Raw genomic sequence first — 11,369 nt, forward strand, 5'->3', positions numbered from 1 at the left:
GCGCCGGCCGCAGGGCGCTCCCGACCGCTCGCGCGGTGCCGGGCCGGGACGCGGCGGCCGCGCGCCCCGCCCGAACCGGCGGGGGGCGTCAGGCGCGGATGCGCGCCAGCACCTCGTCGCGGACGCGCTCCATCGTCGCGGCGTCCCGTGCCTCGACGTTCAGGCGCAGCAGCGGTTCCGTGTTGGACGGGCGGACGTTGAACCACCAGTCCTGAGCGGTGACCGTGAGGCCGTCCAGTGCGTCGAGGGTGATCCCGTCCCGACCGCCGTACGCGGCACGCAACGCGGCGAGGCGGCCGGCCCCGTCGTCCACCGTGGAGTTGATCTCCCCGGAGGCCCGGTAGCGCTCGTAGGAGGCGGCCAGTTCGGACAGCGGCCCCGGCTGGGAGCCGAGGGCCGCCAGCACGTGCAGTGCGGCGAGCATGCCGGTGTCGGCGTTCCAGAAGTCGCGGAAGTAGTAGTGCGCCGAGTGCTCGCCGCCGAAGAGCGCGCCCTCCTCGGCCATCCGCTGCTTGATGAACGAGTGGCCGACCCGCGTGCGGACCGGGACGCCGCCGTGCTCCCGGACGATCTCCGGCACCGCCCAGGAGGTGATCAGGTTGTGGATCACCGTGCCGTGGCCGCCGTTGCGGTCCAGCTCGCGCGAGGCGATGAGCGCCGTGACGGCCGACGGGGACACCGGCTCGCCCCTCTCGTCGACCACGAAGCATCGGTCGGCGTCCCCGTCGAAGGCCAGCCCCACGTCGGCCCCTTCGGCCACGACGCGCTCGCGCAGGTCGGCGATGTTCTTCGGGTCGAGGGGGTTGGCCTCGTGGTTCGGGAAGGTGCCGTCCAGCTCGAAGTAGAGCGGCACCAGCTCCACGGGGAGCCCGCCGAGCACGGCGGGTGCGGTGTGGCCCGCCATGCCGTTGCCGGCGTCGACGACGACCTTCAGCGGGCGCGCGAGGGGCCCCGCGAGGGAGCGCAGGTACCGCGCGTACCCCGGCAGCAGGTCCCGTCCGCTCACCGTGCCGGGCGCGGCGACGGGGGCGGGGGCGCCCGACGCGGCCCAGGCACCGACCAGCCCGGCGATCTCCGGCAGGCCGGTCTCCTGCCCCACGGGGGCCGCCCCGGCCCGGCACATCTTGATGCCGTTGTAGCGGGCGGGGTTGTGCGACGCGGTGAACATCGCGCCGGGCACGTCCAGCGTGCCCGACGCGTAGTACAGCTCGTCGGTCGAGCACAGGCCGATCAGCGTGACGTCGGCCCCGCGGGCGGTGGCGCCGCGCGCGAACGCGGCGGCGAGGCCCGGCGACGAGGGGCGCATGTCGTGCCCGACGACGATCGCGGTCGCCCCGGTGACCGTGACGAAGGCCGCGCCGAACAGCTCCGCCTCCGGCTCGTCCCACTCGTCGGGGACCACGCCCCGTACGTCGTACGCCTTCACGATCCCTGACAGCTCAGTGCGGGGCACGGCCGTCTCCTTCCATGTCGTCGGTGAGCAGCCAGAGCGCGGTGTCCGGCGCGAGCGCCTCGCGGGCGGCTGGTACGGTGCCGTCGCCCTCCGCACTCGTCAGCACGGGGCGTCCGCGCAGCCCGGTCCGCTCCAGGGGCAGGGGGTCGGGCCCCAGGTTCACCACGCACGCCAGTCCGGCCCGTTCGAAGGCCAGGTAGGAGGCGCGGGCCTGCGAGTGCCACACCAGGGAGCCGTGCCCCGGCGCCGGGCGCGTCCGGCGCAGCCGCAGGGCGGCGCGGTACAGCGCGAACGTGGAGCCCGGGTCGCCCTGCTGGGCCTCGGCCGTGAGCGCGCCCCAGCCGTCCGGCTGCGGCAGCCAGGTCTCCGAGGGCGCCGCGGACGAGAACCCGTACGGGGGACGGTCCCCGGACCACGGCACCGGCACCCGGGCCCCGTCGCGCCCGCGGTCCCGGTGCCCGGAGCGCGGCCACAGGGGGTCGCGGATGCGGTCGTCGGGGACCCACGCCTGCGGGAGCCCCAGCTCCTCGCCCTGGTACAGGTAGGCGGCCCCCGGCAGCGCGAGCATCAACAGCGCCGCGGACCGGGCCCGCAGGAGTGAGCCGTAGCGGGTCGGGGGCCGTACCGCGTCGTGGCTGGAGAGCACCCAGGTGACGGGCGCGCCCTCGGCCGCGGTGGCGGCGAGCGAGCCGTCGACGACGCCGCGCAGCGCCGGAGCGTCCCACGGCGCCTCCAGGAAGGCGAAGTTGAACGCCTGCTGCATCTCGTCCTGCCTGATGTACCGGGCGAGGCGGGCCGGTTCGAACACCGCGGCCTCGGCGACGAGGACGCGGTCCTCGGGCGCCACCGCGCCGGGCACGGCCGGGTGCCGGTCCAGGAGGGCGCGCCAGCCGCGGTACAGCGGGTGCAGTTCCTCCTGGTCGTAGTACGGCATCAGGTGGTTGCGGGCCGGGTCCCGGTGCTGGCCGGGGCCCGCGTCGGGCAGCCCGGCCGCCTTGAACAGGGCGTGCGCCACGTCGACGCGGAACCCGTCGACCCCGTGGTCGAGCCAGAAGCGCAGCGTGTCCTCGAAGTCGGCCCGCACCTCGGCGTCGCGCCAGTCGAGGTCGGGCTGCTCGGGTGCGTGCAGGTGCAGGTACCACTCCCCGTCGGGCACCCGGGTCCAGGCGGGTCCGCCGAACGCCGACCGCCAGTCGTTGGGCGGCTCCTCGCCGTCCCGGCCGCGCCCGGCACGGAAGAGGTAGCGCCCGCGGGCGCGGCCGGGGCCGGGTCCCGCGGCCAGTGCCTCGCGGAACCACGGGTGCGCGTCGGACGTGTGGTTGGGCACCAGGTCGACGATGACCTTCAGGCCCAGCGCGTGGGCGGTCGACGCGAGGGCGTCGAAGTCGTCGAGGGTGCCGAGGTCGGGCGCGACCGCCCGGTGGTCGGCGATGTCGTACCCCCCGTCGGCCAGCGGCGACGGGTAGAAGGGCGTGATCCAGACGGCGTCGGCGCCGAGCCGCCGCACGTGCGGCAGGCGCAGCGCGGCGCCCCTGAGATCGCCGGTGCCGTCCCCGTCGGAGTCCGCGAAGGACCGGGGGTGGATCTCGTAGCAGACCGCGTCGCGCCACCAGCTCACGGCGTGCCCCCTTGACGCGCGGCGACGTGCCGCTCGGTGCCGGACGTGGCGGCCCGCGCGGCCGCCTCCGCGACGGCCACGGAGCTGATCCCGGCCGCGGCCCCGGCGACCGGGGCGCTCCCGGTGGCCGCGCTGTGCATCAGGTCGGCGAAGGCGGCCCGCACGCTCTGCGTGTAGACGCGCGCCTTGGCGGCCTCGCCGCCGAGGTCCACGACCGCCTCGACGCGGTGCGGGACCGTGCGCGACACACCGCGGCCCGAGGCGGGCGCCGAGCCGCCGGCGCCGCGCTCCACGCGGACCGTGACCCGCTCGTCGCCGCTCGGCTCGAAGCCCGCCACGTCCAGCAGTTCGGCCGCGCGCAGCGGCAGCCGCTCCCAGCGGGCCGCCCCGTCGTCGTCCGTCCACGCGGTGACCGTGGCGCGGGTCGGGATCCAGCCGGTGATCACCGACTCGGCGAAGCCGTGGTCGAGCCGCATCAGCTGGCGTTCCGCACGGTGGGCGTGGGTGAAGGAGTGCAGGTGGGTGGCGAGGGCGCCGCTCTCGTGCACGACGTCGGCGACGACCATGTCCACCGGCCCGCCGCGGCGGCGCACCGCCGTGGCCCGTACGGTCGCCGGGGCGGCGCCGAGCAGGGCCTCGGCGGCGTCGAAGAAGTGCACGCCGTGCTCGACGAAGATGCCGCCGCTGCGGGCGGGGTCCCAGAACCAGTGGTCCGGCCCCAGGTCCTCGTCGGCCGCGTCGTTCTCGAAGAGGAAGCGGCGGGGCCGCTCCAGCAGGCCCTCCGCCATGAGGCGTTCGAGGGCGCGCAGCAGCGGGTTGTGGCGCAGGACGTGGTCGACGGCGAGCGCCTTGCCCGAGCGGCGGGCCTCGTCGCCGACGCGCCGGGCGTCCTCCGCGGTCAGCGCCAGCGGCTTCTCGCAGAAGACGTGGCGGCCGCCGCGCAGGGCGCGTACCGCGAGGTCGGCGTGGGTGTGGGGCGGGGTGGCGATCACCACCACGTCGACGTCGGCGCGGGCGAGCAGCGCGTCGAGCCCGTCGCACACCGCGGCGCCGTGCCGCGCGCCGAGCGGTGCCGCGCGGTGCGTGTCGGCGTCGGCGACGGCGCGGATGCCGAGGCCGGGCAGGCCGGCCACGGCGTCGAGGACGTACGCCCCGAACGCGCCGCAGCCGACCAGTCCGGCTCCGAGGGGTGCGGAGCTCACGCCGTGCGCTCCAGCACCGCGACGCCGATGTGCGCGTCGGCCATGCCGTAGAAGACGTAACGGGTGCCGTCCACCTCTTCGATCGCGGTGGGGAAGACGACGTTCGGCACGGTGCCGGAACGTTCCTGCTCCGTCTCCGGCGCCATCAGCGGCTCCGCGGAACGGGCCAGGACGCGCGAGGGGTCGGCCGGATCGAGGATCATCGCCCCCGCCGCGTACGACACCCGCTGGTTCGGGACGAACGGGTCGTCCTCCATGACGCCCGAGACGCCGTGGTGGATCAGGAGCCAGCCCTCGTCGACCCGGATCGGCGCGGGACCGGCCCCGATCTTCAGCGCCTCCCACGGGTACGCGGACAGCGCCACGAGCCGGTGGTCGCGCGGCCGGGCCAGGGCCCGGACGTCCCGCTCGACCTCGGCGACCGGCACGTACGAGATCCAGATGCCGGGCCGCTCGTCGCCGACGCCGGCGGGCAGGTGGACGCCCTCGCCGGGACGGAACCAGCCCAGGTCCCACATCGGGCGGTGCAGCATCGCGTACGCCGGCTCGCCGTCCGGGCCGGGGACCGGCTCGGGGAAGTGGACGACGTCCTTGTTGGGGAAGAGGTTGAGGTCGGTGTCCAGGTCGGGCTGGTAGGCGAACTGCACCGGGCCCAGCCGCGTCCAGTCGGTCAGGTTCTCCGACACGGCGAGGGCCGGCTTCGGGCCGAGCGGCCCGTACGCGACGTACGACATCACGTGCAGGCCGAGGCTCGGCACCCAGGTGGTGCGCGGGTCCTCGACGCCCGCGTTGTTCTTGCCGCGCTCCCAGCCGGCGTCGGGCGCGAGGACCGTGCCGCGCCGCTCGACACCGGAGGGCACGCCGTCGGTGAAGGTGACCTCGGCCAGGCCGACGCGGGAGACGTTGCCCTCCGCGACCAGGCGGGGCAGCAGGTGCAGGGTGCCGTCCGGGGTGCGCCCGGACGCGGGGTTGAGGACGCCTTCCGCCTCGAAGGGCTCGCCCGGCCGCGGCGACATCACCACGCCCTTGCGCACCAGCCGGAACGGGATGTGGTTGTGGGGGTCGGTGTTGCTCATGGCGCGGGTCAGCCCTTTACTCCGGAATCGATGTTCGTGTGCGTGAAGTGGCGCTGGAAGAGGAGGAACAGCACCACGGCGGGCGCGGCGAGCACGCACGCGCCGGCCATCAGGGCGCCGGTCGGGTTCGACACCGTGCCCTGGAGGTTGCTGAGGAAGCCGGCGAGCGAGACGGCAAGCGGCTGCATGTCGGCGTTCTTCGTGACGAGGAACGGCCACAGGAACTCGTTCCAGGGGCCGATGAACGTCAGCAGGGCGCCGGTCAGCAGGGCCGGGCGCGCCATCGGGATCGCTATCTTCCACAGGATGCGCAGCTCGCTCGCGCCGTCGATCCGCGCCGCCTCGAACAGCGACGCCGGCATCTGCAGGAAGAACTGGCGGAAGAGGAAGACCGCGGTCGAGTTGATCGCGAACGGCAGGATCATCCCGGCGTAGTTGTCGCCGAGCCCGTAGTCGCGTACGACCAGGACGTACAGCGGCAGGGTCAGCAGCTGGAACGGGACGGTCTGGACGAGCAGCAGCACCGCGAACACACCGCCGCGGCCGGTGAACTCCAGGCGGGCCAGCGCGTACCCGGCGAGGACGCCGAGGACCAGCGTGCACAGCAGCACGCCGGCGGTCATCACACCGGAGTTGACCAGGGACCGGCCGAGCGAGAGCGCGCCGTCGATCGCCGAGTAGTTGCCGCCGGTCAGCCCGCTGGGCGCGGCGGACGACAGGTCGCCCGCCGTCACCTTCCGCAGCGAGCCGACGACCATGTAGTAGAAGGGGAAGAGGAAGGCGACGGCGCCGACCAGCAGGACGGCGAGGCGCACCGCGCGGCCCCTGCGGCCCTCGCGGGAGCCGGTGGGCGCGTCCGCGGGCACGGCGGCACCGGACGTGGGGACAGTGGTGCTCATGGCGTCAGTTGCCCCTCTCGGAGAGCTTGCGGGTGATCAGCGACACGGCGAGGACGAGGACCACGAGGACGACGCCGAGGGCGGCCGCGAAGTCGGGGTGCCCCTGCTCGATGCCCTTCTGGTACATGAGCAGCACGGGCGAGGTGGAGGAGTTGTCCGGGCCGCCGCCGCCGGTGAGCAGGTAGGGCTCGCTGAACAGGTTCGCGCCGGTCACGATGGCGTACACCGTCACGAGCGTCGTCGCGGGCCGGACCCCCGGCACGGTGATCGACCAGAACTTGCGCACCGGGCCCGCGCCGTCCACGGACGCCGCCTCGTACAGGTCCTTGCCGACGTTCTGCAGGGCCGCGAGATACAGCATCACGAAGAAGCCGAGCTGCTTCCACGTCACGAACAGCGCGATCATCGGCATCGCCAGATGCGTGTTGACCAGCCAGGACGGGTCCGGGGCGAGGCCGCCGAGCGCGTGGTTGACCAGGCCGTCCGAACCGAAGAGGAACTGCCACACGGCGACGAGCGCCACGCTGGCGGTGATGTACGGCAGGTAGTACGCGGCCCGGAAGAACGACCGGAAGGGCATCTTCGCGTTCAGGGCCGTCGCGAGGACCAGGGCCAGCACGACCGTCAGCGGCACGTTGATGACCAGGAAGATCCCGATGTTGAGGAACGACCGCCCCACCACCGGATCCGTCAGCACGTCCCGGTAGTTGGCGAAGCCCACCCACGGGCTCGGCGCGTGCGCGCCGGGTGCCGTGAAGTAGAAGCGGTGGAAGGAGATCCAGACCGTGTAGCCGAGGGGTATCGCGAAGACGGCCAGCACGTACAGCAGGTACGGGGTGACGAACAGCGTGCCGATGCCGGCTCGGCGGTGGCCGCGGCGGCGGCCCGCCGGGGCGCCCGGGCGCGTGGTCGCGGCGCGCGGGGAGGATTGGGTCAGGGTCATGGCTGCCTCAGTACTCGCCGAGAATCGTGCGGGTCTTCGCGGCGGCGTCGTGCAGCGCCGACGAGGGGGACTGGCGGCCGAAGACGACCGAACGGGTCCATGCGTCGCGGAAGGCCTGCCACATGTCGATGGAGCCGGCGACGTTCGGCACCTCCACCTCGCGCTGCGCCTGGTCCGCGAAGGGCTTGTACGCGGGGTTCTTCGCGAAGTAGCCGGAGTAGAGGCTCGCGAGGTGCTCCCGCACGGGCATCTGGCCCGTCGCGTCGAGGAACGCGCCGTCCTCCTTCTCGGAGGTGGCGAACTTCATCACGTCCCACGCCGTCGCCCGGTTCTTGCACGCAGAGAACATGCCGATGGACTTCTGGTCGCTGAAGGTGTGGATCTCCGACGCGGGACGCCCGTCGGACGTCGGCACCGGCACGACACCCCAGTCGATCTTGTCCTTGTACGCGGCGACGGCCCACGGGCCGACCGTCGCCATGGCGGCCTTGCCGTCGGCGAGCGCGTCACCGGGGTAGAGCTCCTGGGGAGCGAGCTTCTCCCGGTAGAGGGTGTTCCAGAAGTCGGCGACCTTGCGGCCCGCGGGCGAGTCGAACCGCGGCTCGCCCTTCTCCACCAGCGAGGAGCCGCCGCTCTCGGCGGCGAAGGCCGGGTAGAAGTCGAACCAGGACTGGAAGAACTCGCTGCTCGGCGCCGGCCAGATCGCCGCGTCGGTCGCGCCGCTCCTCACGAGCGTGCGCGAGGTGGCGAGGAACTGGGCGTAGGTGGCGAGCTTCGGGTGCTCGGGATCGAGCCCCGCCTTCGCGAAGAGCTTCTTGTTGTAGAGGATCATGACCGGGTTGCTCTTCCACGGCAGCTGGTAGTACTTGCCGTCCTCCGAGCGGTACTGGCCGGCCAGCGACCCGCTGCGCGACTCGATGTACTTCGCGCCGCCGGGGAAGTCGTTCAGCGGCACCAGCCCGGCCTGCTTCTGGAACTGGGGCACCGAGGCGGGGGAGGTGTTGAAGACCAGGCAGGCGCTGGTGCCCGCGATGATCGAGGCGCTGATGGCCTCCTCGGACGTCTTGCCCGCGGGGATGTTCTGCGCCCGCACCCGCTGGTCGGGGTGCGCCTTGTTCCAGTCGGCCACCATCCGCTCGCCCCACTGGAGCTCCTGGGCGTTGTTCGACAGCCATACGGTGATCGGTCCGCGGGACCGGGCCGCGTCGGCCGGGTCCGGGGCGGAGCGCGCGCACGCCGTCGCCGTGCCCGCCGCAAGGGCGATCACGGTCAGCGCGGACGCCGTTCTCCTCAACATGGTTCACTCCGAAAGGTGCACGTCCGGCACCGTTGCCGGACGGATGGCGCCGGGCCGGGCGTTGCCGGCGGCCGGCGCGGGGCCGATGGAGGCCCGGGGCAGGAAGGCGGCCGGGGGCAGGACGACGTCGGGGGCGGCGCCGTCCGCGATCACGGCGCCCAGGGCCCGGGCCGCGGCCTCGCCCCAGCCGCGCGCGTCGGCACGGGCCGAGGCCAGGGGCGGGTGCGTGTACTGGGCGAGCGGCGTGTCGTCGTAGCCCACGACCGACAGCCGGCCCGGCACGGGTACGCCCAGCTCGTGCGCGACGGCGAGCCCGGCGGTGGCCGCCAGGTCGTTGCCGTACACGATCGCGGTGGGCGGCTCGTCGAGGGCGAGCAGCTCGCGGGTGGCCCGGGCGCCGCCCTCCGCCGTGAAGCCGCCGGGCCGCAACGGGCCGGGCGGCAGCGCGAGTTCTTCGAGGGTCCGCTCCCAGGCCCGGCGCCGGCGCGCCGCGTGGCGGTACTCCCGGGGCCCCTCGACGTGCGCGATCCGGCGGTGGCCGGCCTCCGCGAGGGCCCGGACGGCGGCCACGTACGCGGGCTCGTCGTCCAGCTCGACGGCGCAGTGCCCGCCGGCCCACTCGGCCCGTCCGACGACGACCGTCGGCAGGCCGAGGGACGCCGTGAGCGCGGGGCGGGGGTCGTCGACCCGGAGGTCGGTGAGCAGCACGCCGTCGACGCGCCGGTCCGCGGCGAGCCGCTCGTACAGCGACTTCTCCCGGTCGGCGGAGGTGACGTGCAGGACGAGGCCGTCGCCCCGCTCGGACAGGACCGACTCGATGCCCGCCGTGAAGGCCGGGTAGAACGGGTCCGCGCCGATCAGGTCGGGCTCGCGGGTCAGGACGAGGCCCAGGGCGCCCGCCCGGCCCAGCGAGAGGGCCTGCGCGGGACGGCTCGGCCGCCAGCCCAGTTCCTCGGCCGCGGCCAGGATGCGGGCCCTGGTCTCCTCGGCGAGCCCCGGGCGGTTGTTGAGCGCAAAGGACACCGAGCTGCGGGACACGCCCGCGCGCTGGGCCACGTCGGCAATGGTCGGTCGTCGCGCCATCCGCCCTCTCCTCGTCGACAGGTGACCCACGGTCACCCTGAACCGGTTTAGTGCTCTGCGGTGCCGTCACTAAATCGGTTTAGACGCGCTTCTGGCAAGGGCCGGACTCCTGTGACGTCCGTCACCAGGCGATCGAAGGGACCGAGGAAGCCGAGGGTCCGGCACGCCGGATATTCGCATTCGCGAATTATCGATGGGCGTTCGTGCGGCACCGGAGCGGCCGCACGGGCCCCGCCCTGCCCTCCGGTGATCGCCGCCGACGCGCGGCGCCTCCTGTCGTGCCGTACCGGCCGACACCTACGCTTCCCGCGACGGGGACGCGGCCGGACCGCGCCCCGCCGCCGGCCGCCCGTGCGCGGCCGGGAACCGGACCCGCGGGACGAGAGCAACGGAGGACACCGCATGACGGACAGCCGATGGGCCGCCGTGGACGACTTCTTCACCGACCGGCTCGTGGCCGAGGACGAGGCGCTCGCGGCGGCGCTGCGCACGAGCGCCGAGGCGGGGCTGCCGCCGATCAGCGTCGCGCCCAACCAGGGCAAGCTCCTGCACCTCGTGGCGCGCATCCAGGGCGCGCGCCGCATCCTCGAGATCGGCACGCTCGGCGGATACAGCACCATCTGGCTGGCCCGGGCGCTGCCCGAGGAGGGCCGGCTCGTCTCGCTGGAGGCCGACCCGGTGCACGCCGACGTCGCGCGGCGCAACCTGGCGCACGCGGGCCTCGCCGGCAGCACGGAGGTGCGCCTGGGCCCCGCGCTCGACACCCTCGCGGCCCTCGTCGAGGAAGGCGTCGAACCCTTCGACCTCGTCTTCATCGACGCGGACAAGCCCAACAACCCGCGCTACCTGGAGTGGTCCCTGAAGCTGACCCGGCGCGGCAGTGTGATCATCGGCGACAACGTCGTGCGCGGCGGCGCCGTCGCCGACCAGGACGCCGCCGATCCCGGCGTGCGGGGCATCCGCGACTTCCTCGAACTGATGGGCCGCAACCCGCGGCTGTCCGCCACCGCGGTCCAGACGGTCGGCGTGAAGGGGTACGACGGCTTCGCGCTGGCGCGGGTCGTCGCCTGACGCCGGGCCGGCGCGCGGGCCGCGTCCCGGGGCGGCGCGCGGTCCGGCGGCGCGCGGACCGGTCCCGCCGGAGCCGTGAAGCCGAGAAGCCCAGAAGCCATGGAGTCGTGAAGCCGTGAAGCCGTGGAGTCGTCGAGTCGCGGCGCGGGGCACGCGCGGGCGGTCTCACAAGGCGGCGCGCCCGGCCGCCCGTCCTTGTCGGGGTTCGTGCGCGCGCATCTCATTCGCAAGGATGACGCGGGCCCCCGGCGGACCCAACCAGTGACGGACCCGCGGATGCTTCCCGGCGGGGATGTCCCCGCGCCGGTGACCTGATGGGGTGGAAGCGTGCATTGCCCCACCCCGCGGGTCACGACCACTCCCGCACTCGCCGGCCCCGGCCTCGACGCCCGGATCACCGTGGAACTCGCCTCGGTGCTCGCGGGCGCACGCCGCCGCGCGCACCGGGACGGGGACGGGCAGGTCGACACCGCCCACCTCCTGCACTCGCTCATCGAGTCCGATCCGCAGGTGCGCGAGGTCTTCGCCGACGGCACCCAGGTCGCCCGGGTGCTCGGCTACCTCGTCCAGCGGAGCATCGGTTACGGGCTGCGCTGGCAGGGCACGGTCGAGGACTCCGGGGCGATCCCCCGCGCGGTGCCCGGAGGCGGGCCGAGCGGCTGGTCGCCGCCGGCCGCCGCCGCGCTGGACCGCGCGCTCGGCCGGGCCGGGCGCCGCGGGGCCGAAC

The 11,369-nt window shown here is 74.3% G+C and carries 10 protein-coding genes; 2 read left to right on the forward strand and 8 right to left on the reverse strand.

All coding sequences use genetic code 11. The features are described 5' to 3' along the window. Positions 1-88: 88 nt before the first annotated feature. The 8 genes from L1885_RS03960 to L1885_RS03995 are packed head-to-tail and all read right to left on the reverse strand — an operon-like array spanning position 89 to position 9,571. Complete coding sequence (locus L1885_RS03960) at positions 89-1,453, reverse strand: phosphomannomutase/phosphoglucomutase (protein WP_235795550.1); 1,365 nt, start codon at positions 1,451-1,453, stop codon at positions 89-91. Then, positions 1,440-3,071 (reverse strand): glycoside hydrolase family 13 protein, encoded by a 1,632-nt coding sequence (locus L1885_RS03965; RefSeq protein WP_235795551.1) that lies wholly within the window; start codon positions 3,069-3,071, stop codon positions 1,440-1,442. The genes L1885_RS03960 and L1885_RS03965 overlap by 14 nt, the downstream gene beginning before the upstream one ends. Beyond that, a complete protein-coding gene (locus L1885_RS03970; RefSeq protein ID WP_235795552.1) occupies positions 3,068-4,273 on the reverse strand; it encodes a Gfo/Idh/MocA family protein in 1,206 nt (401 codons plus the stop codon). Before L1885_RS03970 ends, L1885_RS03965 begins: the two co-directional genes overlap by 4 nt. After that, a complete protein-coding gene (locus L1885_RS03975) occupies positions 4,270-5,349 on the reverse strand; it encodes a glycoside hydrolase family 130 protein (RefSeq protein WP_235795553.1) in 1,080 nt (359 codons plus the stop codon). Before L1885_RS03975 ends, L1885_RS03970 begins: the two co-directional genes overlap by 4 nt. Before the next feature lie 8 nt (positions 5,350-5,357). Further along, positions 5,358-6,248, reverse strand: coding sequence for a carbohydrate ABC transporter permease (locus tag L1885_RS03980; protein ID WP_235795554.1), 891 nt, complete (start codon positions 6,246-6,248; stop codon positions 5,358-5,360). 4 nt (positions 6,249-6,252) lie between these two features. Beyond that, positions 6,253-7,191, reverse strand: coding sequence for a carbohydrate ABC transporter permease (locus L1885_RS03985; RefSeq protein ID WP_235795555.1), 939 nt, complete (start codon positions 7,189-7,191; stop codon positions 6,253-6,255). Between the two features lie 7 nt (positions 7,192-7,198). Then, on the reverse strand, positions 7,199-8,488 hold the full coding sequence (locus L1885_RS03990; RefSeq protein ID WP_235795556.1) for an extracellular solute-binding protein: 1,290 nt from the start codon (positions 8,486-8,488) through the stop codon (positions 7,199-7,201). A gap of 3 nt (positions 8,489-8,491) precedes the next feature. Continuing rightward, positions 8,492-9,571, reverse strand: a complete 1,080-nt coding sequence (locus L1885_RS03995) for a LacI family DNA-binding transcriptional regulator (RefSeq protein ID WP_235795557.1) — start codon at positions 9,569-9,571, stop codon at positions 8,492-8,494. A 402-nt stretch (positions 9,572-9,973) separates the two neighbouring features. On the opposite strand from L1885_RS03995, the gene L1885_RS04000 reads away from it, so the two are divergent. Further along, entirely contained in the window at positions 9,974-10,642 is a 669-nt protein-coding gene (locus L1885_RS04000) for an O-methyltransferase (protein WP_235795558.1), read from the forward strand. Positions 10,643-10,969: 327 nt separating this feature from the next. Further along, the coding region (locus L1885_RS04005; RefSeq protein WP_235795559.1) for a peptidase at positions 10,970-11,369 on the forward strand (400 nt) is incomplete at its 3' end.

It is taken from the genome of Streptomyces fuscigenes (assembly GCF_021556455.1).
GTDB lineage: Bacteria > Actinomycetota > Actinomycetes > Streptomycetales > Streptomycetaceae > Streptomyces > Streptomyces fuscigenes.

Excerpts from the sequence above, each read along its gene's own strand:
- L1885_RS03975 (WP_235795553.1), bottom strand. The coding sequence starts at position 5,349 with ATGAGCAACACCGACCCCCACAACCACATCCCGTTCCGGCTGGTGCGC.
- L1885_RS03980 (WP_235795554.1), bottom strand. The coding sequence starts at position 6,248 with ATGAGCACCACTGTCCCCACGTCCGGTGCCGCCGTGCCCGCGGACGCG.
- L1885_RS03985 (WP_235795555.1), bottom strand. The coding sequence starts at position 7,191 with ATGACCCTGACCCAATCCTCCCCGCGCGCCGCGACCACGCGCCCGGGC.
- L1885_RS03990 (WP_235795556.1), bottom strand. The coding sequence starts at position 8,488 with ATGTTGAGGAGAACGGCGTCCGCGCTGACCGTGATCGCCCTTGCGGCG.
- L1885_RS03995 (WP_235795557.1), bottom strand. The coding sequence starts at position 9,571 with ATGGCGCGACGACCGACCATTGCCGACGTGGCCCAGCGCGCGGGCGTG.
- L1885_RS04000 (WP_235795558.1), top strand. The coding sequence starts at position 9,974 with ATGACGGACAGCCGATGGGCCGCCGTGGACGACTTCTTCACCGACCGG.